The organism is Cohnella sp. CFH 77786 (assembly GCF_019400745.1).
Classification (GTDB): Bacteria; Bacillota; Bacilli; order Paenibacillales; family Paenibacillaceae; genus Cohnella.
Map to the genome: position 1 here is coordinate 48,464 of NZ_WJIB01000019.1, position 21,564 is coordinate 70,027.

A 21,564-nucleotide genomic window follows, 5' to 3' on the forward strand; every position below is an offset into this window, starting at 1 on the left:
TTCCCGTTGAAAGAGAAGAGCGCTGATGAAGTTCCAGCCGGCTATTCGGCGAACCGGCGATTTTTAACGAAACGGATCGTCCACCCGGAATTGCGCGGCTTCCACCCATTTCCCCGTCGAGAAATCCCGGCCTCTTACGCGCACGTGGTCGGCATACACCTCGACATAGTAGCCTTGGCTGCCTTCCTTGCGCTCGTCCTCGTCCGTCCAGAGATAGGCGACCGAAGCGGCATTGAACATGGCGGGCAGCTTGCCCGCGCCGTCATAATAGGTGAGAGGCGATCCCAATTCCCAATGCCCATGCCCCGTGAAGAGAATGGCTTGGCGATGCTTGGACAGAACCCGCTTGAGTTCCTCGTCCTCCGTCACCCCGTACCACTTGTGGGGTTCCACCGTGCCCGCCACCGTGTCCTTTAACGGCTGATGGAGGAAGACGAAAACCGGTTTGCCAGGAGACGCGTCCTCTCCCAATTTGGCATCCAGCCATGCGAGCTGCTCTTCCGACAGCTTGCAGAACAGCTCCAGCCCTTGCTCCGTCCCGAGAAAAATAAAATGATAGCCGCAGATCCAATGGTCGTGGTACGCGGCCGTCATCCCCGTAGCCGTAAGGAAGTCGGACAAGCGCGAGCTCCATTCCCCCAGAGCGACATCGTGGTTGCCCATCGTGAAGTAAAGAGGGGGCAATCGGTCGTTCCAGCGGTTCCAGATTCTCTTCATCTCTTCATATTCTGCCGGAAAGCCATGGTCGGTAACATCCCCGGCGTGCATGATGCCGCAGCTGCCCGGGGCGTTCTCCGCGATATCCTGAAGCGCCCGCTCCAGATTCAGGTTGTACGGGTGATTCGGGTCGACGGTGACATGGGTATCCGTGATCACCTGGAAAGAGAGAAGGGGGCGGGTGACATCGGTATGCATCATGAAACCTCCTTGGACGAATGGATGGCTCAGTGGCCGCTTCTGCTCACGTTCAAACCGACGACTCCCGCCACGATCACGGCGATCCAGAGCAGGGAGCCGAGAGGCAATTTTTCTTGGAAAAAGAAATAGCCTGCGAGCGCGATGAGGACGATGCCGATTCCCGACCAGATCGCATATACCGCTGCCACTTCCATGTAGCCGAGCGCGAAGTTCAGGCACGTGAAGCTGATTCCGTAAAACAGGAACATGAGCACGGAAGGGACGAGACGCGTAAAGCTTTCCGAGAGCTTCATCGAGATCGTGCCGGACAGCTCGAAGAAAATCGCCAGGCTTAAGAACAACCAACCCATACGGCTCCCCCTTTTCATGCTTCGTCCTTCTCCGGCATGATCGCAAGCTCCCGGTAGGATCTGATCAGGGCGTCCGCATCGGGCAATGGCGCTGCGCCTTCCGCTTCGCCTGCGCCGGGGAACGAGATCCCGACGGCGACGGCCGCGCCGGCCGATTTGGCCATGCGCATATCCCCGTTCGTATCTCCGATCACGGCGACTTGCGAACCATCCAGAGAGAGCTGGCGGCAGGCCAACAGGGCCATATCGGGATACGGCTTCCCTCGCTCCACCTGATCCGTGCCGACACATGCGGAGAAATACCCGAGGATGCCGAGCCATTCCAGATGCTTAAGGGCCGACACGGTCTCGTCCGCCGTCACGACCGCCATCTTGACCCCGCTCCGGCGGCAGCTCTCCAGGAACGGAACGGCGTCCGGAATCGGACGCACCGCGCGCGTTTCGTCCAGCCGCTCGTCGGCGAACCGCCTGCTTGCATCGGCAAGGGTCCTGGCTTCCGCCCATGACAGGCCGGCCCGGTATCCGTGCCATGCCAGTATCGTCAGCATGTCGTCAACCGTCCCCATCGCCAGCGGTCCGCTTCGGTCGTAATCGGTGACCCGCCCGCAGGCGCCATGGAGAGTCCCCCACAGCACGTCGGGGCCGACGCCGAGAGGCGGAAGATTTCTCGCTTCCAGTAAAGCGGAGAACCGGGCGAGCATTTGCCCGCTCCAGTCCCCCCAGGTGTAAATGAAATCCATCAGCGTTCCATCCTTATCGAACAAAATGCCTTCGATCCGATAAGTTCTGCCCGCCGCATGCAATACCGGCATGGCCCGTCACCTACTTGTTCAGCTTGTCCAGCTCGCGCTGCGCGGTCTCTTTGGCCGCCTTCAGGGCTTCGGCAGCCGGCACGTTGTTGATCTGCACCTTGTCCGCCGCGATCTTGAGCGCATCTGCGATTTTGCCGCCGGTCGGATCGAGGAACGGCGCGGAGGCATGAGCCGCCTGCTTCAGCGGGATCGTAATCTGCGGATGCGTCTTGCTGAATTCCACGAATGCCGGATCCTGCTGCGCGGATTGGCGAACGGCGATATAACCGGTGTTCATCGACCAGAAGGCGGTGTTCTCCGGGCTCATGAAGAACTGGAACCATTTGAAGGCCGCTTGCTGTTGCTCCGGGCTTGCCTTGGCCGGGATACCCGCCATGATCGCCTGCGCGACCGGCTTGCCGGCGCCGACGCCTTCCCAGCCCGGCTGCTCCATCGCGCCAACGATGTTAAAGTCCAGATCCCCTTGGTCGCCGCTCGATCCGGTGTATCCGGCTGCCTGGCCTTTCATGACGTCGTCGATCGTTTTGTACCAATACTCCCAGCCCTGTCCGCCGGAGTGAATGCGCATGATCTTATCTTCATGAATCCATTTGCGGAACAGCTCCCAGGTGTCGACCCATTCCGGCGAATCGATCAGGACGGTTTTGCCGTCGTCGCTCAGCACTTTGCCGCCTTTGCCCAGCACGGCGTCCATCATGTTCTCGTAACCCCACATCGGCTCCCAGCCGTAAAACGACGTTTTGCCGCCCTGCTTAACCGCCATGGTTGCCGCCGCTTTCGCCAGCGCTTCCCACGTGGTCAGATCCTCGGGTTTGAGGTTCGCTTTCTTCAAGGCGTCCTTGCGGTAATACATGACCTGGGTCGTGCCGTACATCGGCAGGAAATACTGCTTGCCGTCCACTTGTCCCTGCTCGAGGAATGTCGGAATGACATCGCTCTTATTGAAATCGGCCGAAGCCGCGATCATGTCGTCCATCGGTGCGTAATAGCCTTTGCGCGCCCAATCCACGTTCGCGGAAAGGACTGCGGCGGGAACCGTTCCGGATGCGATGGCCGCCTGCAGCTTCTTCTCCGTCTCCGAGTAGTCTCCTTGCACGACCGGCTTGACGATCACTTCCTGCTGCGACGAATTGAACTTGTCGATCAGCTTCTGCATGTTCTCGCCGAGTTTGCCTCCAAGACCATACCAGAACTCGATCGTGACCGGTTCCTTCGCGGCCGAAGGAGAAGCTTCGCTCGCGGACGGGGATTCGGAAGCGGATGCTTCGGCGGACGCGGAGCCGGACGGCGAAGCGCCGCCGCTCTCGTTCGTGCCCGCATTCTTACCGCAAGCGGTCAGCATCAAAATCGCGGCAAGAACGAGCCCTACCCAACCTTTTTTCAACGTCATCATCGTGGTTTCCTCCACCTTCGCTTTGGGGTTTTCTTTTTGGTCTCATTTCCTATCCGTTTGTACACTCTGCAGATGTCAACCTTTGCTGGCGCCTGCCGAGAGGTTTACGCTCTGCATGATCGTCTTCTGGGTCAGCAGGAACAGAGCCAGCAGCGGTACGATCGTAAAGGCGCTGGCGGCCATAATGAGCGGCCACTTAAGCCCGTAAGCACCCCCTTCCACGAAGAAGCTGCGGAGACCGGCCGACACGAGCTGCAAATCCGGATTTTTCGTGATGAGCATCGGCCAGAAGTAATTGTTGTACTGCTCGATGAAGGTAATGAGCGCGAGCACCGCGAACGAAGAGCGGGCCAGCGGGAATAAGATCGTCCACAAAATGCGGAAATGGGAGGCACCATCGATTTGACCCGCTTCCACCAGCTCGTGGGACACCTGCAGGAACGCTTGGCGGATCAGAAAAATCGAAAAGATGCTGACGCAGTTGGAAAGGATGAGCCCCCCGTACGAATCGAGCAGCCCTAATCTGCTCAAGACGATATAACCGGGCAAATAAACGGCGGTGACGGGGATCATGTACCCGACGAGAATGAGCGAGGTCAACGCGCCTTTCAGGCGAAACGCCATGTGCGTCAACGCGTAGGCCATCATGCCTGAGTTGATGATTTGAAGGACGACGATGACTCCCGCGACGACTATGCTGTTAAGCATGTAGCGGGCGAACGGCGCGGCGTTCCACGCATCCGCGAAGTTGCTCCACAAGGGGGATTGCGGCCATAACGTCGGCGGAAACCGCCAGATTTCGTCGTTCGTTTTGAGTGCGCTGGTCGCCATCCAATAGAACGGAAAGGCCATGATCAGCGCGGCTGCAGCGAGCAGCGCATGTGCGGATATGCGGCCAAGCTTTCCCTGATGTTGCATCGTTTTTCCCTGCCTTTCGATGCGCTTGTCAAGCGTAATGCACGGTGCGGCGGCCGATCCAGAACGAGAGCAGCGACAACAAGACGCAGCCCGCAATCAGCAGGATGGCGACGGAGGAGGCTTCCCCGATTTGGTACGAGTCGAATGCCGACAAATAGTAGAAATACAGGATGGTTCGGGTCGAGCCGGCCGGTCCGCCTTGGGTTAGGACATTGATTTGGTCGTAGGCCTGCAGAGCCGAGATGGTCAGCACGACGAACAGGAAGAACGTGGTCGGCGAGATCAGCGGCAGCGTGACGCGGCGGAACTTGCGCCAGCCGTTCGCCCCGTCCAGTTCGGCCGCTTCCAAATAATCGGGCGGCACGTTGCCGATCGCCACGAGATAGAAAATCATGCTCCAGCCCGCCGATTTCCAGATGGTCACGAGCAGAATCCCGATAAGCGCCCAGTTCGGGTCTTCCAGCCAGCGGACTCCTTCCAGCCCGAACAGCCTCAACAGGGTGTTCGCGAGTCCCACTTCGGGTTCGTAGATCCATGACCAGACGATCGAGACCGCCACGGTCGGCGTCACCCAAGGAGAGAAGATGAGCGTCCGGTAGACGGCGCCTCCTCTTCGCTTACGGCTCAGCAGCGCGGCGAGGGCCAGTCCGACCGCCATGATCGGCAGCACGCTTCCGGCGCAAAACAACAGCGTGACGCGCAGCGAATCGTAGAAATCGGGGTTGTCCAGCAAATAGCGGTAGTTGTCCAGACCTACGAAGGTTTTGTCGGGGCTCATGAAGTCCCATTCCATGAAGCTCAAGTAGATCACGTACCCGAGCGGAATAAACCAGAACAAGGTCAGAGGAATCATGGCCGGCAAGGTGAACAACAGCGCCTTCAGATCTCCGATCAGCCTCGAAAGTTTCATTTCTCCTCCTAGAATCCGTTCAATTATTTTTTGCTTTTGCTATAATATTGAGGTGCGTCAACAGAATTCCCATGAATGTTCAATTTTTATTGTACGTTCATGGTGGGGCGAAATGGTTATTGTTTCGTGATGCCCAGGTCAAGTTTCTGTAAAATCGCAATCGATTCCGTCATCACGCACGGATACAGGAGGCGCGAAGGTGAAGAAAGCCACTTCCGGTAAAATGAATCCCTCATCGCGCCGCGAAGAGCTTCGGTTCAAGGTCATCGACGCGATTGCGCAGACGATGGATCTCTACGGCGCCAATTACTCTTTCGGACAGCTCTACGGGATCATGTTTTTCGAGGACAAACCGATGACGCTGGAAGAAATGCAGAGCCGCATGAACATGAGCAAAAGCAATATGAGCTATGCGGTCCGTTCGCTGATGGACTCCAAAATGGTGGCCAAGCTGCCGGAAAAAGAAGAACGGAAAGATCTGTACGCCGCGGAAACGGACTTTTTCCAGGCGTTCCGAAACTTCTTCACGACCAAGCTGCAGCGGGAGATCGATGTGATGCGCGGTGCGATCGACGCGGTCATTCCGGAGCTATCCGCCGCGATCCTGGACCGGGACACGCCGGAAGAGGAGCGCCGTCTTTGCCTGGAGGATCTGCACAAGCTCAAACACGCGGTCGGCTACTACGACTGGCTGCAGCAATTCGTCAACGACTTGCAGGCAGGCGTTTATTTCGAGAAAAAGGAATGAAAAAAAAGCCGTTTTGCCCGGGAAGGCAAACGGCTTTTCCTATTCATTTCTGAATTCGTTATCGAGTTTTCTTAATAAATCTTGGCCACCTGGTTCGTCTGTTCGCGGTTGCGGCCGACGGAGAAGATGGCGATCGGGATGCCGGTCAGCTCGGATACCCGCTGAACGAAGTTGCGCGTCGTCTCCGGAAGGTCCTCCAGCGTCTTCGCGTTCGAAATGTCCTCGCTCCAGCCCGGCAGCTCCTCGTATACCGCCTCGCATTCGCCGAGAATTTTCAGATTCGCCGGATAATGCTCCATCAGCTCGCCGCGATAGCGGTAAGCCGTGCAAATTTTGACCGTTTCCAGACCCGTCAGCACGTCCAGCGAGTTGAGCGACAGGCCCGTAATACCGCTCACCCGGCGCGCATGGCGGACGACGACCGTGTCGAACCAGCCGACGCGGCGCGGACGGCCCGTTACCGTGCCGTATTCATGCCCTTTGTCGCGGATCCATTGGCCGAGCTCGTCGTGCAGCTCCGTCGGGAAAGGTCCGTCGCCTACGCGCGTGGTGTAGGCTTTGGCGACTCCGATGACTTCCCTGATTTTGGACGGACCGACGCCCGACCCGATGCAGACGCCGCCCGCGGACGGGTTCGAGCTCGTGACGAACGGATAGGTTCCCTGGTCGATATCGAGCATGACGCCTTGCGCGCCCTCGAACAGCACCTTCTTGCCCGCGTCGATCGCGTCGTTCAGCACGACGGACGTGTCGGTCACGTATGGACGCAGCTGTTCGGCATAACCCAAATATTCCGAAATGATGCTTTCCGCGTCCAGCGGCTGGCCCGCGTACATCTGGGTGATGATCTGGTTCTTCTCGGCGATCAGGCGGCGGGCTTTGTCCTTGAACTCCTCCGCGACCATGAGGTCGGCGATGCGGATGCCGTTGCGCGCCGCTTTGTCCATGTAGGCCGGGCCGATGCCCTTGCGGGTGGTGCCGATTTTATTGTCCGCTTTGCGGTCCTCTTCGAGCGCATCCAGAACCAGATGATAAGGCATGATGACGTGCGCGCGGTCGCTGATTTTCAGGTTGTCCGTGGAAAATCCGTTGTCGTGGATGTATTGGATCTCTTCGACCAGCGCCGCCGGATTGATGACCATTCCGTTCCCGATGACGCAAAGTTTGTTTTCGTTGAAGATTCCGGACGGAATCATGGTAAGTTTGTACTTCTTGTTCTGGATCAAAATGGTGTGGCCGGCGTTGTTGCCGCCCTGGTAACGCGCAACGACGTCGGCTTTCTCGGCGAGAAAATCGGTGATCTTCCCTTTTCCTTCGTCTCCCCACTGCGTCCCCACTACGACGACTGTAGACAAGGCAATCCCTCCGTCCGGCGTATGTTCGGCCGCCGGCATCATAATTCCCCCTCTGCCAACGCCGGGCAACAGGGCATGCGAAGCCCTGCCGCCGAAGGATGGTTCGGGGCATGATTAGTTTATCAATTGACCCCCGCGAAGTCAACGAATAAACGAACATTTATTGGGTTGATGAAAGTATTATTCGGAAATAATCATGGAATTTTCATGTTCGGACGATTTCGCGCAGATGATCTGCCACAAATCCAGTGCATTCGGGATTCAACGGCAAACTTCGTTTCCTTGCACACACCTGGAGTTTTCCCCAAAATGTCCGTTTCCGTACGTGCCCGCAGCCGAAATGCCGGTATTTGGATTGTAAGTTTGTGCCTCAACTGCGCCGATCCCTCCACATTTGGGTGGAGTTAAGTCCGTGTGTGCCTCAACTGAGCCGATCCCACCACATTTGGGTGGAGTTAAGTCCGTTTGTGCCTCAACTGCGCCGATCCCACCTCATTTGGGTGGAGTTAAGTCCTTTTGTGCCTCAACTGCGCCGATCCCACCACATTTGGGTGGAGTTAAGTCCGTTTGTGCCTCAACTGGACCAATCTAACCACATTTGGCTGGAGTTAAGTCCGTTTGTGCCTCAACTGAGCCGATCCCACCACATTTGGGTGGAGTTAAGTCCGTTTGTGCCTCAACTGAGCCGATCCTACCACATTTGGGTGGAGTTAAGTCCGTTTGTGCCTCAACTGAGCCTGGATAGAGAAAAAGAGGCGCCTAAGCGCCTCCGCACGATATGCCGGCCTAATGTCTTCCTATCTTTATTCGTTCTTTCTTTAGCCTGCAACCCCTGACTCAGTCATCAATCCTTAAGCTCAGCCTTCATCAGTTCGCCTTCATCAGTTCGCCTTCATCAGTTCGCCCTCGGCAGATCGCCTTCGCGCCGCCTTCGCGCCGCCTTAACGCGCGTCACCCCGTCATGCCCGCATGCTGCCGGTCCAAGCTGACGAACTTGTTGAACTGCTTCAGGAACACCAGCTCGACCGTACCGACCGGGCCGTTCCGCTGCTTGGCGATGATAATCTCGATGATGTTCTTCTTCTCGGTTTCCTTGTCGTAGTAGTCGTCCCGGTACAGGAACGCGACGATGTCGGCATCCTGCTCGATCGAGCCGGATTCCCGCAAGTCCGACATCATCGGACGTTTGTCCTGCCGCTGCTCTACGCCCCTCGACAGCTGCGAGAGCGCGATGACCGGCACTTCCAGTTCGCGGGCGATCTGCTTGAGCGTACGGGAAATTTCCGAAACTTCCTGCTGGCGGTTCTCACCCGCTTTGCCGCGTCCCTGAATGAGCTGCAGGTAATCGATGAGGATCATGCCGAGGCCTTTCTCTTTCTTGAGCCGGCGGCATTTCGCGCGGATGTCGGCCACCGTGATGCCCGGCGTATCGTCGATAAACACCTGCGCCTCCGACAAGGAGCCGATCGCCATGGACAGCTTCTCCCAATCGTCGCCTTCCAGGTGCCCCGTCCGCATCCGTCCCGCGTCGACGTTCGACTCCGCGCAGATCATCCGCTGAACGAGCTGGGCCGCCGACATCTCGAGACTGAAAATCGCGACCGTCTCGCCTGCCCGCACGGCCACGTTCTGGGCGATGTTGAGCGCGAACGCCGTCTTGCCGACGGAAGGACGCGCGGCTACGATGATCAAGTCGCTGCGCTGGAAGCCGGACGTCATCTTGTCCAGATCGATGAATCCGGACGGGATGCCGGTGACCCCGCCCTTGTGGTTGTACAGATGCTCGACCCGCTCGAACACGTCCATCAGGACGTCGCGGATGCTGATGAAACCATGCGAGGCGCGCCGGTTGGACAGTTCGAGAATGCGTTGCTCGGCATCGTTGAGCAGGGCGCCGACATCGTCTCCCTCGGCGTATCCGTTGGAGACGATTTGCGTCGCCGTGCGGATCAGCCGCCGGAGCATGGACTTTTCTTCTACGATTTGCGCGTAATAGTCCACGTTGGCCGCCGTCGGCACCGATCCGATCAGCTTCGCCAAATAGCTGACGCCGCCGACCTCCTCAAGCTCGCCCTGATCCCGGAGGCGGGCGGTGAGCGTGATGAGGTCGAGCGGCTGGTTGTCTTCGTTCAAGGAGACGATGGCTTCGAAAATCCGCTGGTGCGCCACGCTGTAGAAATCTTCCGCGCGCAGCCGCTCCATCGCCGTGATCAGCGCTTCCGCCTCGAGCAGGATAGCCCCTAGTACGGCTTGCTCGGCTTCCAGGTTCTGCGGGGGAACGCGGCCTTCCATCAGCGTCTCCGCATTCGCGCTCATCCGATCATTCCTCCACGACTTGCACGTTAAGCGTGCCCTTCACTTCCGGATAGAGCTTAAGCGGCACCTTCGTCACGCCCAAGGTGCGGATCGGCTCGTCAAGCTCGATTTTGCGCTTGTCGATTGCGATTTTCATCTTCTCCAGCGCTTCGGAGATCTGCTTGCTCGTGATCGCGCCGAACAGGCGGCCGCCTTCCCCGGCTTTCGCCTTGATGACGACCGTCGTTTCGGACAGCCTGGCGGCCAGCGCGATGGCATCCTGCTTCTCGCGCTCCTTCTTCTTCTCCGCCGCGGCATTCATCTGTTCGAGCGATTTCGCCGCGCCTGCCGTTGCGACTTGAACGAGCCCCTTCGGGATCAGGAAATTGCGAGCGTAGCCTTCCGACACTTCTTTGATTTCGCCTTTTTTCCCCTGGCCCTTCACGTCTTGCAAGAATATGACCTTCATTCCGGAAACCCCTCTTCCCCATCGATTTCTTTCAGGATTTTCTTCAGTTTCTTGACCGCTTCGGGCACGGTGCCCTGCAATTGCGCGGCTGCATTGGTCAGATGCCCGCCCCCGCCCAGCTTCTCCATCACGACCTGCACGTTGATCTGCCCGAGGGACCGCGCGCTGATGCCGACCGTCCCGTCCGGACGCTGCCCGAGGACGAACGAGGCTTTAACGCCCGTCATGTTCAGCAGCGTATCCGCGGCTTGCGCGATGAGCAGCTGGGGCACCGCCTTGCCGGCGTCCACCGCTGCGATCGCGAGATGATCGCGGAAAATCTCGGCGTGCCGGATGATTTCCGCCTTGCGGATGTATTCCTCCAGATCTTCTTTGAGCATCCGGTGGATCAGCATCGAATCCGCTCCGTTCCGCCGCAGGAACGACGCCGCTTCGAACGTCCGCGAACCCGTGCGGAAAGAGAAGCTCTTCGTGTCGACCGTAATGCCCGCGAGCAGCGCCGTCGCTTCCTTCACTTCAAGCGCCGCTCTCTCATGGATATATTGCAACAGTTCCGTCACCAGTTCGCAAGTGGAAGATGCGTATGGCTCCATATAAATCAGCACGGCATCGTCGATGAATTCCTCGCTGCGCCGGTGGTGGTCGATGATGACGATCCGATCCGTCTGCTGCAGCAATCGCGGTTCCGCGACCATCGTGCCCCGGTGCGTGTCGACCACGACGGCGAGCGACCGCTTGCCGACGAGTCCAAGCGCATGGTCCGGCGTGATGAACCTCCGGTACAGCTTGTCGTCCTCTTTGATCATTTCCATCAACCGCTGGATGGAGGGGTTGACCCCTTCCAGCACGATGAACGCTTCCTTCCCGTGCAGCTGCGCCGCCTTGAGCACCCCGATCGCGGCCCCTACGGCGTCCATATCGGGAATTTTATGCCCCATGATGACGACATTGTCGCTTTCCTTCATCAGGTCGCGAAGCGCGTGGGCGATCACGCGCGCCCGGACCCGGGTCCGCTTCTCGACCGCGTTGCTCTTGCCGCCGTAGAAATTCTGCCGCTGGCCGACCTTCACGACCGCTTGGTCCCCGCCGCGCCCCAGCGCGATGTCGAGGCTGCTCTGCGCCAGATGTCCCAGCTCGATCACGTTGTCGCTGCCCGAAGCGAAGCCGATGCTGAGCGTCATCGGCAGCTTCTGGTCGACCGTGATCTCCCGGACCTCGTCCAGCAGGTCGAAACGGGATTGCTCGAGCTGCTTGAGCGAAACTTGATTGGCGATGACCATGTATCGGTCGGAGGACAGCCGGCGCAGGAACAAGCCGTATCTGTTGGCCCATTCGTTGATTTCTCCGGTCACCTTGGACAGCATGAGGGCGCGCTGCTGCTCGTCCATGCCTTGGGCGACCTCCTCGAGATTGTCCATCATGACGATTCCGAGCGCCAGCTTCTCTTCCTCGTAACGCTTCTTCAGCGTCCACATGTCCGTCACGTCGCGTACGTACACCATGCGTTCCTGCGGACGGAAAATCAGCTCGTAAACGCGTCCTCCGATCGTCGTTTCGATGGGCGGCCCGTCCTTATCCTTCTCCTTCACCTGCTGCAGGACGGGAAACAGCTGGCCGAGCGGCTCGCCGACGGCGGTCGGGCGTCCGGTCACCGAGGCGACGAACGCGTTGTGCCACTCCACTTCCTTCTCTTCGTTGTACAAAATGATGCCGAACGGCAACTGCCCGATGACATCGTTGCCTGCTCCCTTTATCCGATAGCTCAGGGTCAGCACATAGTCGTTCAGGTCCTTGCGGAAAGCCCGTTCCGCCATGATCCCGAACACGCCGACCGCGCCGCCGAGCACGAGGCCGAGAAGGCCGAGCACCCATTGATACCAAGTCAGCGCCACCGTCAGCACGAAAATGAGCACCAACGCCCACACGATATGCATGCCATGCCATCGATTCACGAGAAACTTGGGCATGTTCCGATTCGCTCCCGTCTCCCGGATCCGGTTGTCCGCCGCGCGTGAGGCGCGCGAAACCGGCCGATCTTATTTCACAAAGTAACGACGCAGCGGGAAAGCCGCGTCCAGCAATCCGATGAGGTAGAAAGGGAAGATCGGCGTAAAAAGAACGAGCAATACCGAAATGAGAACGGGCACGCCTTTGCTCCACTTCTTGGCGTCCGCCAGGAAGAAGAAGAAGCCGATGGCCTGCACGGTGAACGCGTACTGGAGCAAGGGCACGAGATTGGCGGTGACGACCGTCCAATACCCGGTTCCCTTCTCGGGCACGGCGAACGAGACGACAAGAGCGATGAGATAATACCATACCAGGCTGCGCGGCAATCTCCACGTCTTGGCTTGGGGCAAGCCGGGAATCTCGATGCCGCCGCGCTTCAGCGCGAGCCGGGTAAGCCCGTGCGTGACGATCGTAAACAGGAACGAGGAGAGAATGAGCAGCAGCGGCAGCATGGTCACGATCGCCTCGCCCAGCTCCGTCGCGGTGTCCGCTGCCCATCCGGCCGGGAACATGCCGCCGGTCTCGAACTGCATGAGAGAAGTCTTCAGCAGGGATGCCAGTTCCGCGGCCAGGTCGATCCGGAATTGCAGGGAGAACAGGACCAGTTCGATCAGCAATTGCGCCAGCAGCACGATGAATCCCGACAGGATGACCGTCCTGGCTTTTCGGCGTTTTTTGTACAAATACCCCATGACGATCGAAGGAACGAGGAAGAAAATCAAGAGCGTCAGGGCGAGCGGTCCGGCCGACCCGCTTAGGATGAAGGCAGCCGCTCCGATCGCAGCCGCATGCCCGGCAAAGGCGAGCGGTTTGAGCATCGTGAACAGGACGACAAGCGGCGTCATCAGCAGAAACAGGGTGATCGCGTTCAGCGGCGTCGGAACGGACAGCAGAACCGCAAGCGCCATCACGCTCCAGACGAGCGACTTCCAACTATTATTCAAAAGGGCCACCTCTTGCGCATGTCTGAGCTTGTCCGAGATCGTCGATCTGCGGCACCTGCCCGTAAAAGCTGCAATCTCCATTATATCATAAGCAAGTAAAACGGCTAAGCCGTCCTTTTTCGAACGGATCGGCGTTTTGACGTTTGCTCGAAGCGATTCAGGATTTATCGCATATTCCTTGCTTACCGAAGCGCTGAAAACGGCTAGTCGTCATTATAAACAGAGGATGCCTTTTTTATCGGTCCCGCGCCAAGGTTCGCGGAGAAACCGCCGGTTGCTCCCCCCAACCGATCCGAAATCAACGACTATGTTTCCTATCGTATGTTCGATTTGCCGGATCCATGCGGTTTGCGAGACTAACGGAAAGCGGGCTCGATTAATCGCATAAGCGGCTTCACAGGCTCACCCCTTCTCCCAGTATAAACTCCGGCGCGACGTTCGGGGGATGCATCTCGAAAAAAGCCGCAAGGGTCTCATCCGGCATCCGGATCCGGTTTGCCCCTTGCGGCTTGGTCATGCACTCCGAATCGTCCAGGCGAACTCGCCGCCGACGTCACGATTCAGCTTCCATCCGAGCGCTTGCAGCAGCGAGAGCGGAACGTACGTCCGATCTCCTACCGACAGCACCTCGGTTTGCCCTCCATCCCACCGGAGCAGGCAGCCCCGCTCCAGCATCAACTCCCCGGCGGCCGGTTTCGGCACACGGATTTCTCCTCCGCCGGCGCTTGCATCCGGGCGCAGAGCGAACGTCTTGGAAACCTCATCCCATTCATATCCGTATCCGTGCGCCCGTAAAGCCTCCAAATCGAAGTACATCGCGTTCCGATAGTCCAGGAGAGGCGTGGATGCGCCGTCCCAATCGGCGACGGCGTAATCCGCCGGGACGCGGAGGAATTCGCTCTTGATCGGCTTGCCGGCCCGCACCTCCTTGTGCAGGCCCTGAGGATCGAGCGCGATCCGGCCGCCGACGATCACGTACCGGATCCCCGCGGAAGGCAGATTCGGCTTCTCGACCGTAGACATGTCGCGGATCTCCCCGTAATCGAAAATCACGAAATCCGCGTCCATGCCTCTCGCGATGCGGCCTTTCTTCTTCAGCGCCGGGGCCTGCCTCTCGAGCCTCTTGGCGGGCAGAAGCGAGAGCTTGGCGATCGCGTCCGTCAGGGAGATGACCTTCCGATCGCGAACGTATAAGCCGATCGTTCTGGCGAACGTTCCCGAGGCGCGCGGATGGTTGTTGAATCCGGGCTCCAGAATGGCGTCGCTTCCGATCATCACATAGGGAGCCCGGAGCGCTTCGACGACGTCGTCCTCCGGAATCGCATACGCAACCGCCAGCTTGCCTTCTTTCCGATATTTCCGGAATGTGCCCGCCGTCAGGCGTTCGTTCGTGCCCGCGATCTGCAAGTCCCGGTAAGAGATGCGGAATCGGTCCTGCCAGCCGTTGTCGAACCTCGCGGAGTTCAAATAGGTCCCCCAATAATCGTACGGGTACACGCACGACGTGATGTCCAGTCCCCCCGAGCGAGCTTCGCTCACCATGCCGAGCGATTGCTTCATGGAGAACGTGCCGCCCGTACTGTTGATATGGTCGATATGGACGGCTGCTCCCGAAGCCCGGGCGTAACCGACCAACTCCCGGATCGTATCGAAGTTCGTTCCCGGCTCTTCCATGTCGGAGTACCGTCCGTGAAAATACACCGGAACGTTGTATTTCCGCGCCAGCTTCATCAGCGGCATGATTTCCTTGCTCGTAATGCCCGGCACGTATTCCAGGCTGAACGAGATGCCCAATGCACCGTCGTTCAGCGCCTTCTCCGCCTGCGCCGCGAGCTCGGCCGACTGCTCCGCGCTGGCGGTGGCATATCGGCTCAGCTGGAACCGGTTGCGCGCCTGCGTGTAGAAGAAGGAAGCTCCGTAGTGAACGGGCGGCCGGTTTCTCTCGTAGTAGGGATACCATTTGGCCGGGGTCGAGGTTCCGCCGTGCATCGCGATATTGGTCGTGACGCCGTCTGCGATCTTGTTCCATACGCCCAGCGGGTTGGGGTCATAGGACAGGTTGTCGATAAACCCCGGCGCGACGACGAGCCCGGCCGCGTCGATCACCTTCTTGCCCCGCAGCGGTTGGTCGGTCACCAGGGCGATGGTGCCGTCCTTGACGGCGACGCTGAGCCCCGTCCGATCGAGCTTCGTCTCGGGATTGATAACCCTTCCGCCCCGAATGACCAGGTCGTAGACCTCATCCCGCTCCTCGACAGACGGCCGGTCGAGCGCCGCGGACGCTTCCTCGGCCAGCGAAGCCGATGACGGCCGAAAGGCCGCCTCTCCCCCTCGCGGGGAGAGAGCGGCCCATATTCCTGCTGCCATCGTCATTAAACCGAGTCCAACTACAATCGATAAACGTTTGCTTCTCTTAAATCCTATCCGATAGGGAGCCATGCCATCCGTTCCTCCGTGCAGCTGCAACAGTGATGGGTCGCGTACGCTCGCGAGGCTCCTAGGCTTCCCTCATCCACTTCGTTTTATTCTTATCCGCAGGCACGAGGAGGTTTGCGCAATAATCGATAATGTCGCTCCGGCGCACGATGCCGATGAAATGATTCATGTCGTCGACGACCGGCACGAAGTTCTGGGTTTTGGCCAGGGAAATCAGATCTTCCATATCGGCGTCGATGCGGACGGCGCGGTTGTTCATCCGAAGCGGCACCTCCGACAGCGAGACGCGGTGCAGTTGGTCAAACGTGAGTTCCGGACGGTTCTTCAGAAACCACAGAAGGTCTCCCTCCGTGACCGTGGCCCGGTACTCGCCTCTCTCGCTGATCACCGGAACGGCCGTATAGCGGTGATGCTCCATCCGCTCCAAGGTCTGCCTGAAGGTCGCGTTGTCCGTCACGCAGATCACTTCCTGCTTGGGCAGCAGAAAAAAAGCGATATTCATTTTGTCCTCTCCTTACCGTGGCGTTAATCGGCATACGCGTTCGTGTCGGGGGAAGGAACGGTCAGCTGTTCCGCCGGGGTGTTAGGATCCAGCCAGGCGGAGATCGTTTTCTTGACGGCTGCAAGATCCGCCTCGTCAGCCACATAATACCACAAATTCTGTTCTCCCATCCTCTTCCCTTCGCCATGCAGCGTATAACTGACGATGCGGTGGTCGGTCTGCAGGAATTGCTTGGCCAGGTCGGTCAGCGCGGAGGGCTGGATGTCCGTACGGAAATTGTCCCCGAGGATGCCGAGAATCTCGGGAATCTTGGTCCATTGCTGCAGCGACGAAGCCTTGCGGACCAACGCCTCGAGAAACTGCCGGTTCCGCTCCGTTCGCGACACGTCATCTCCCGCGTCCTCGCGGTAACGGACGAAGTTGAGCGCATCCCTGCCGTCATAGCTGGATTGGCCGGCTTTGATCGTGAACTTCTCGTGGTCTTTGCCTTTGTTGACGATGTCCTTCGTAATCGGCAGCGGGATCCCGCCGAGCGTATCCACGACCCGCACGAAGCCTTGGAAATCGATCGAGGCATAGTGGTCGATTCTCGCATCCAGCAGCTTCTCCACGCTCGCCACCGCCATCTCCGGTCCCCCGTATGCGTACGCGTGCGTGATTTTATCCTTCAAATCTCTACCCGCGATATCGGCATACGTATCGCGCGGGACCGAGAGCAAGAGAACTTGGCCGTCTTGGGGACGCACCACGGTGTAGATCAGCGTGTCGGACCTGCCTCTCTCCTCGCCTCTCGCGTCCACGCCCATTAGCAGCACGCTGAACGGCTTCTCCACGATCGGCGTTTCCTCCGCGGAAACACTCCGGGGCCGGGTCGTCAGAGGCACGTAGGAATTCGCAAGCTTCTTCTCGACTTCCTTGGACAGAAGTCGGTCGTACCCCCAGGCGGCCAAAGCGCCCCGGTTGGCGTAAGCAAGACAGCCCCCGACCAACAGCACCGCCAATACGCTTATCAACGATATTTTCAGTTTACGGTATTTATTCATGTTATGAGTGCCTCGCTTTCCGAAAAACTTTCCCATTTCTAGAACACGGCATGACTCCAAGTATACGATAAACCCGCTTCATAAGTTGCCGATTGCTACGATTTGTTTTGTGCCGCTTATTCCCAATGATACATAAAAGACAGCCGAATCGGTCAGGATGCGAACCTTAAATTTTCCTCATTCGAACAGAAATTTTGGGGGTTTCTGTCAAGATTTCGTAGATTTACTCGGCGATTTTCGTTACCATTCAGGAAAAGGAGGTTGTGTTCGTGCCGGCGCGCCGCTGGATCATCGGCATCACCGTATTTTATTTGCTTCTGCTCGCCGCCGTCATGGTCCAATACCGGTACGATGAACGTGCCTGGCTGAAGGCGAAGGACGGACAACTCGATCTGACGGCCTGGGACTGGGAGAGGGACGGAGTGGCGAAGATCGCCGGGGAATGGCTCTTCTATCCGAATCGGCTCATGACCGATCCCGCTTCCATTCCGCCCGGAACCCAGGCCGTTAAAGCAGAAGTCCCGGGCAAATGGCCGGAACCTTATATCGGATACGGAACGTACAGGGTACGGTTGGTCATCCCGCCGCAGAGGACCGGGGAGAACGGCTCGCTGGCCTATTTCCTGCAATCGGTCATCGCGTCGCACCAACTGTCGGTGAACGGCCAGTTGATCGACAGCGTGGGGAGGCCCGCCGCCGGCAAAGACGAGTACAAGGCAGCTGCCTACCCCCATATCTCCTATGCGCATTCGCACGCTGGCGTTCTTGACATCCTGATACCCGTGGCCAATTTCGATAACCGAGTGAAGGCGGGCATGTACAGTCCCCTGATGATCGGGCTTCCCGATTCCGTCACGACGGACCATCTCTTCAGCTTGGTCGTCGAATTCATCAGCGGCTTGATCTATCTCGTTCTCGCTTTCATCTTCCTGCTGTACGTCTATTTCAACCGCAAGAAGAGAGACGGCTGGCTGTATTTCTCCCTGTTCTTCTTCTGCGCCGCCGTCCACTCCGCCCAGCACGGGTCGCGGTGGATTTACCGCCTGTTCCCGCAGCTGTCGTATGAAGACAATCTCCGCCTCATTCTGTTGTCGATGCTGGGCGTCGTGCTTTTCGTTTCCCTGTTTCTGGCCAAGCGGTACCGAATCCGGAACCTGCAAATCGCGAACCGGGTCATGCTCCCGCTCCTCGTCTCGCTGTTTCTGTTCTGTTCGATTACGCCGGCCGATCTGTTTTCGTGGCTCTTCATCCCGATTCTCGTTCTGATCGGGGGCAGCCTGGTCTTCCTCATCGCCCTGTTGGCCATTCAGGTATGGCAAGGCCGGGAGGAAGCGCTGTACGACTATGTGATCCTTCTCGGCACGCTGATCATCGGAGCCAGCCGTTTCCTGTATTTATCCGGCATGTTCGGCGTTCATGAACCGAATCGCGCCTGGAGCGTGCTGCTTCTGCTTTTCGGTTTCTCCCTGATCCTGATCGTCGCGCACCGGATTCTCCTCCATGCCAGGCGCAGCGAAGCGATGTCGCTTGAACTCAAACGCCTGAACAGGAGCAAGGACGAGTTTCTGCAGCATGCCGCTTATCAGCTGCACGCTCCCTTGCAGGCGATGACGACGCTCACCGCTACGATTCTCAGCCAAGTCCGGCGCCCGGAGGACGCCTTTAAGCAGCTGAAGCTGCTGGAAGCGATCGGAAGGCAAATGGATCTGCAGCTGCACGAGCTCACGGATTGGTCGAGATTGCAGGAAGGCACGCTGGAGCTCCATGCGAAACCGGTCGAGCTGGGGGCTCTCGTGAGACGGGTCATCGAGTGGAAAGAATATTTAATGCCCGGTTTATACGAACTTCAAATCATCGATCGCATCGGCAATCATCCCGTCTACGTGCAGGCGGACGAAGATCGGCTTCTGCAGGTCGTGTTCAATCTGCTGTCCGCCGCTATCGCCCAGACGGAATACGGGGATTTGATCGTCGAATCCTCTTCTTTCGGCAGCAAGGTCGAACTCGCGCTTCGCGGTTTCGCCCGCTACGACTTCGGCGGGGCTCAGGACCGCCGCCAAGCTCTTGACGTGAACTTGGCCGTCAGCCGGAAATTGATCGAACTTCACGGAGGCACGCTCCTCCTCGGAATTCATCCCGCCGGAAGCATCAACATCCGCATGACGCTTCCGACCGCGGACGCGGCTCCTGAATCCTGCCGGAGTCCGGAGATGCCGCCGCTTCGCGATAACGAGCCGCCAGCCGTGCCGGCCGCGGGTTCCGCCTTCCAGGAAATCGCATTCTCCCGGGAAATGACGGACATTCGGATACTGGTATTGGACGATGATCCGGTTAACCTGGAGATCATCCGGAACCTGCTGCTGATCGATGGAATCGCGACGGACAGCGTTTCTTCCGCGAAGGATATCGATGCCCTGCTCGATTCCGTCCGTAAATACGATCTCGTGATCCTCGACGCGGGGCTCCCCGGCATCTCGGGCATCGAGATCTGCAGGAGAATCCGCCGGGTTTACCCGCTCTTCGACCTTCCGGTCTTGATGACGACCTCCAGCATCCGCCCGGGCGAAGTGATCGCCGCGCTGGCCGCGGGCGCCAACGACACCCTGGCCGTCCCGATCGCGTCCACCGAGCTTCGGGCCCGGGTTCGGAACCTTCTGCGGATCAAGGCGTCGGCAGCGGATTTCATCCGGATGGAGATGGCTTTCTTGCAGGCGCAAATCAAACCCCACTTTCTGTTCAACACGCTCAATTCGATCGCCGCGTTAAGCGAAGAGGATCCCGCAGGCTTGCGCAGGCTGCTGGACAGCTTCGCGACGTATTTGCGGGAGAGCTTCCGGTTCGACAGCATGGAGCCCCTCATTCCCCTCGATCGGGAACTCGGGCTCGTCCGTTCCTACTTGGAAATCGAGAAAATCCGATTCGGCGACCGCTTGTCGATTGAGATGGACATCGATGACGGCGTGCAGAAAGCGCTCATCCCGCCGCTTACGATTCAGCCCCTCGTCGAGAACGCGGTGCGTCACGGCTTGATGACCCGCAAACGAGGCGGCTTGCTGAAGGTTGCCGTCAAGGCGGAAGACCCCTTCTGTTCGATCGCGGTTATCGACGACGGAGTTGGCATGGAGATGCCCGGGAATCCGCTGCAGGCTCCGAACGGAAGCAAGCAGGGCGTCGGGATGCAAAACGTGGAAAGAAGACTTCGGCAAGTGTACGGCACGGGGTTGACGGTAACGAGCAATCCGGATCTCGGATCGACGGTTTCTTTCCGAATTCCCCTCACAGGAGGACACCAAGATGAGAACCATCCTTATCGATGACGAAGCGTTGGCGCTTCGGGATTTGGAGCGTCAGCTCGCCAAAATCGGCGGCGTCGAAATTTCCGCGACCTACCTCGATCCCGGGGAAGCGATCTCGGTTCTGGAGGCGGTTAAACCCGACGTCGTCTTCATGGATATCGATATGCCCGACATGAACGGTCTGGAAGCGGCCGAACGGATTCAGCAGATCGACGCTTCCATCGATATCGTGTTCGTCACGGCTTACGAGGAATACGCCGTTCGGGCCTTCGAGATTAACGCGCTCGATTATTTGCTGAAGCCGATTCGTCCGGAACGGCTGGCCAAAACGCTGGAACGCGTCAAATCGCGCGACAGGTCCGCCCCTTCGGTCGTCCCCGTCCAGCCGGTCACGGTGCGCTGTTTTCAACAAATCGCGATCGAATTCGCGGGCGGCGATCCCTTTGCCTGGAGGACGACGAAAGCGCAGGAATTGTTCGCTTACCTGGTCTACCGAAGGCACCAGCCGATCCGTAAAGACGCGTTGATCGAAATTCTGTGGCCGCACATGGACATGAAACGGGCTTACTCCCTCCTCTACACGACCATTTACCAGCTGCGCAAATCTTTCGAGTCGGCCGGATTCCCGTTCCAGATCAAAAGCTCCGGCAACGGTTACGCGATTTACCTGGGAGACGCCGACTTGGACGTCGAACAGTGGGAGTACGGGCTTCATCACGCTCCCGCCATCGATGAAGCTTCCTTGCCTCAACATACCAGGCTTCTGGACATGTATCGGGGGGACTTTCTCGCCGATCACGACTACCCCTGGGCCGACAACGAGAGGGAGAGACTGCGTACGCTGTGGTACCAGCACGCGCTCGCGGTAGGCCTCTACCTGCAGGACAACGGCAAGAGGCTGGAGGCCGCGGCCGTCTACTTGCGCGTCCAGATGCTGTTCCCCTACAGCGAATCCAACTATTGGACGCTGATCCGGCTCTATGCCGAAATCGGGGACCGTTCGTCCGTGGAGCTTCATTATGAGCAGTTGGTCACCATGCTTCAAGAAGAGTACGGGGAAACCCCGTCCATCGCCATGCAGGAACAATTCGAGCAATGGCTGAGAAGGGCCGAATCGCCGCAAGCGAAGCCGTGAGGTTGAAAACGCGGGCTTCTTGGCGTAATTTAA

The 21,564-nt window shown here is 58.5% G+C and carries 17 protein-coding genes; 3 read left to right on the forward strand and 14 right to left on the reverse strand.

Features of this window, described 5'->3' with window-relative positions:
* Window positions 1–63: 63 nt before the first annotated feature.
* The 6 genes from GE107_RS22375 to GE107_RS22400 form a co-directional block, all read right to left on the reverse strand.
* Window positions 64–918: a metallophosphoesterase family protein gene (locus tag GE107_RS22375; RefSeq protein WP_219643316.1), complete on the reverse strand. Its 855-nt coding sequence runs from the start codon at window positions 916–918 to the stop codon at window positions 64–66.
* A gap of 26 nt (window positions 919–944) precedes the next feature.
* Complete coding sequence (locus tag GE107_RS22380; protein WP_255570760.1) at window positions 945–1,268, reverse strand: DMT family transporter; 324 nt, start codon at window positions 1,266–1,268, stop codon at window positions 945–947.
* Between the two features lie 14 nt (window positions 1,269–1,282).
* Window positions 1,283–2,080: an HAD family hydrolase gene (locus tag GE107_RS22385; RefSeq protein ID WP_219643322.1), complete on the reverse strand. Its 798-nt coding sequence runs from the start codon at window positions 2,078–2,080 to the stop codon at window positions 1,283–1,285.
* 10 nt (window positions 2,081–2,090) lie between these two features.
* Complete coding sequence (locus GE107_RS22390; protein WP_219643325.1) at window positions 2,091–3,473, reverse strand: extracellular solute-binding protein; 1,383 nt, start codon at window positions 3,471–3,473, stop codon at window positions 2,091–2,093.
* 75 nt (window positions 3,474–3,548) lie between these two features.
* A complete protein-coding gene (locus GE107_RS22395) occupies window positions 3,549–4,391 on the reverse strand; it encodes a carbohydrate ABC transporter permease (RefSeq protein WP_219643327.1) in 843 nt (280 codons plus the stop codon).
* A 28-nt stretch (window positions 4,392–4,419) separates the two neighbouring features.
* The gene (locus GE107_RS22400) at window positions 4,420–5,301 is read right to left on the reverse strand and encodes a carbohydrate ABC transporter permease (RefSeq protein WP_219643330.1); all 882 of its coding nucleotides are present in this window, start codon (window positions 5,299–5,301) and stop codon (window positions 4,420–4,422) included.
* Between the two features lie 223 nt (window positions 5,302–5,524).
* On the opposite strand from GE107_RS22400, the gene GE107_RS22405 reads away from it, so the two are divergent.
* Window positions 5,525–6,049, forward strand: coding sequence for a GbsR/MarR family transcriptional regulator (locus GE107_RS22405; protein WP_219643468.1), 525 nt, complete (start codon window positions 5,525–5,527; stop codon window positions 6,047–6,049).
* A 71-nt stretch (window positions 6,050–6,120) separates the two neighbouring features.
* Here GE107_RS22405 and GE107_RS22410 read toward each other — a convergent pair whose 3' ends face one another.
* The 8 genes from GE107_RS22410 to GE107_RS22445 all read right to left on the reverse strand — a co-directional run bounded on the left by GE107_RS22410 (window position 6,121) and on the right by GE107_RS22445 (window position 17,100).
* The gene (locus GE107_RS22410) at window positions 6,121–7,404 is read right to left on the reverse strand and encodes an adenylosuccinate synthase (RefSeq protein WP_219643469.1); all 1,284 of its coding nucleotides are present in this window, start codon (window positions 7,402–7,404) and stop codon (window positions 6,121–6,123) included.
* Between the two features lie 951 nt (window positions 7,405–8,355).
* Window positions 8,356–9,720 (reverse strand): replicative DNA helicase, encoded by a 1,365-nt coding sequence (dnaB, locus tag GE107_RS22415; RefSeq protein WP_219643332.1) that lies wholly within the window; start codon window positions 9,718–9,720, stop codon window positions 8,356–8,358.
* 4 nt (window positions 9,721–9,724) lie between these two features.
* Window positions 9,725–10,168: a 50S ribosomal protein L9 gene (gene rplI / locus GE107_RS22420; protein WP_219643336.1), complete on the reverse strand. Its 444-nt coding sequence runs from the start codon at window positions 10,166–10,168 to the stop codon at window positions 9,725–9,727.
* Entirely contained in the window at window positions 10,165–12,135 is a 1,971-nt protein-coding gene (locus GE107_RS22425; RefSeq protein WP_219643339.1) for a DHH family phosphoesterase, read from the reverse strand. Before GE107_RS22425 ends, rplI begins: the two co-directional genes overlap by 4 nt.
* A gap of 69 nt (window positions 12,136–12,204) precedes the next feature.
* On the reverse strand, window positions 12,205–13,119 hold the full coding sequence (locus GE107_RS22430; RefSeq protein WP_219643342.1) for a DUF2232 domain-containing protein: 915 nt from the start codon (window positions 13,117–13,119) through the stop codon (window positions 12,205–12,207).
* Between the two features lie 513 nt (window positions 13,120–13,632).
* Window positions 13,633–15,486, reverse strand: coding sequence for an amidohydrolase family protein (locus tag GE107_RS22435; protein ID WP_255570761.1), 1,854 nt, complete (start codon window positions 15,484–15,486; stop codon window positions 13,633–13,635).
* A 130-nt stretch (window positions 15,487–15,616) separates the two neighbouring features.
* Window positions 15,617–16,057, reverse strand: a complete 441-nt coding sequence (locus tag GE107_RS22440; RefSeq protein ID WP_219643348.1) for a CBS domain-containing protein — start codon at window positions 16,055–16,057, stop codon at window positions 15,617–15,619.
* 23 nt (window positions 16,058–16,080) lie between these two features.
* Window positions 16,081–17,100 carry an LCP family protein gene (locus tag GE107_RS22445; RefSeq protein ID WP_219643352.1) on the reverse strand — a complete coding sequence of 340 codons (1,020 nt, stop codon included), beginning with the start codon at window positions 17,098–17,100 and terminating at the stop codon, window positions 16,081–16,083.
* Between the two features lie 269 nt (window positions 17,101–17,369).
* Here GE107_RS22445 and GE107_RS27305 point away from each other — a divergent pair, with 269 nt between their 5' ends.
* Both GE107_RS27305 and GE107_RS22455 read left to right on the forward strand, forming a co-directional pair.
* Window positions 17,370–20,417 (forward strand): hybrid sensor histidine kinase/response regulator, encoded by a 3,048-nt coding sequence (locus tag GE107_RS27305; RefSeq protein ID WP_219643355.1) that lies wholly within the window; start codon window positions 17,370–17,372, stop codon window positions 20,415–20,417.
* Window positions 20,395–21,531 carry a response regulator gene (locus GE107_RS22455; RefSeq protein ID WP_219643357.1) on the forward strand — a complete coding sequence of 379 codons (1,137 nt, stop codon included), beginning with the start codon at window positions 20,395–20,397 and terminating at the stop codon, window positions 21,529–21,531. The genes GE107_RS27305 and GE107_RS22455 overlap by 23 nt, the downstream gene beginning before the upstream one ends.
* Window positions 21,532–21,564: the final 33 nt, after the last annotated feature.

Excerpts from the sequence above, each read along its gene's own strand:
- GE107_RS22375 (WP_219643316.1), bottom strand. The coding sequence starts at position 918 with ATGATGCATACCGATGTCACCCGCCCCCTTCTCTCTTTCCAGGTGATC.
- GE107_RS22380 (WP_255570760.1), bottom strand. The coding sequence starts at position 1,268 with ATGGGTTGGTTGTTCTTAAGCCTGGCGATTTTCTTCGAGCTGTCCGGC.
- GE107_RS22385 (WP_219643322.1), bottom strand. The coding sequence starts at position 2,080 with ATGCCGGTATTGCATGCGGCGGGCAGAACTTATCGGATCGAAGGCATT.
- GE107_RS22390 (WP_219643325.1), bottom strand. The coding sequence starts at position 3,473 with ATGATGACGTTGAAAAAAGGTTGGGTAGGGCTCGTTCTTGCCGCGATT.
- GE107_RS22395 (WP_219643327.1), bottom strand. The coding sequence starts at position 4,391 with ATGCAACATCAGGGAAAGCTTGGCCGCATATCCGCACATGCGCTGCTC.
- GE107_RS22400 (WP_219643330.1), bottom strand. The coding sequence starts at position 5,301 with ATGAAACTTTCGAGGCTGATCGGAGATCTGAAGGCGCTGTTGTTCACC.
- GE107_RS22405 (WP_219643468.1), top strand. The coding sequence starts at position 5,525 with ATGAATCCCTCATCGCGCCGCGAAGAGCTTCGGTTCAAGGTCATCGAC.
- dnaB (WP_219643332.1), bottom strand. The coding sequence starts at position 9,720 with ATGAGCGCGAATGCGGAGACGCTGATGGAAGGCCGCGTTCCCCCGCAG.
- rplI (WP_219643336.1), bottom strand. The coding sequence starts at position 10,168 with ATGAAGGTCATATTCTTGCAAGACGTGAAGGGCCAGGGGAAAAAAGGC.
- GE107_RS22425 (WP_219643339.1), bottom strand. The coding sequence starts at position 12,135 with ATGCCCAAGTTTCTCGTGAATCGATGGCATGGCATGCATATCGTGTGG.
- GE107_RS22435 (WP_255570761.1), bottom strand. The coding sequence starts at position 15,486 with ATGGCAGCAGGAATATGGGCCGCTCTCTCCCCGCGAGGGGGAGAGGCG.
- GE107_RS22440 (WP_219643348.1), bottom strand. The coding sequence starts at position 16,057 with ATGAATATCGCTTTTTTTCTGCTGCCCAAGCAGGAAGTGATCTGCGTG.
- GE107_RS22445 (WP_219643352.1), bottom strand. The coding sequence starts at position 17,100 with ATGAATAAATACCGTAAACTGAAAATATCGTTGATAAGCGTATTGGCG.
- GE107_RS22455 (WP_219643357.1), top strand. The coding sequence starts at position 20,395 with ATGAGAACCATCCTTATCGATGACGAAGCGTTGGCGCTTCGGGATTTG.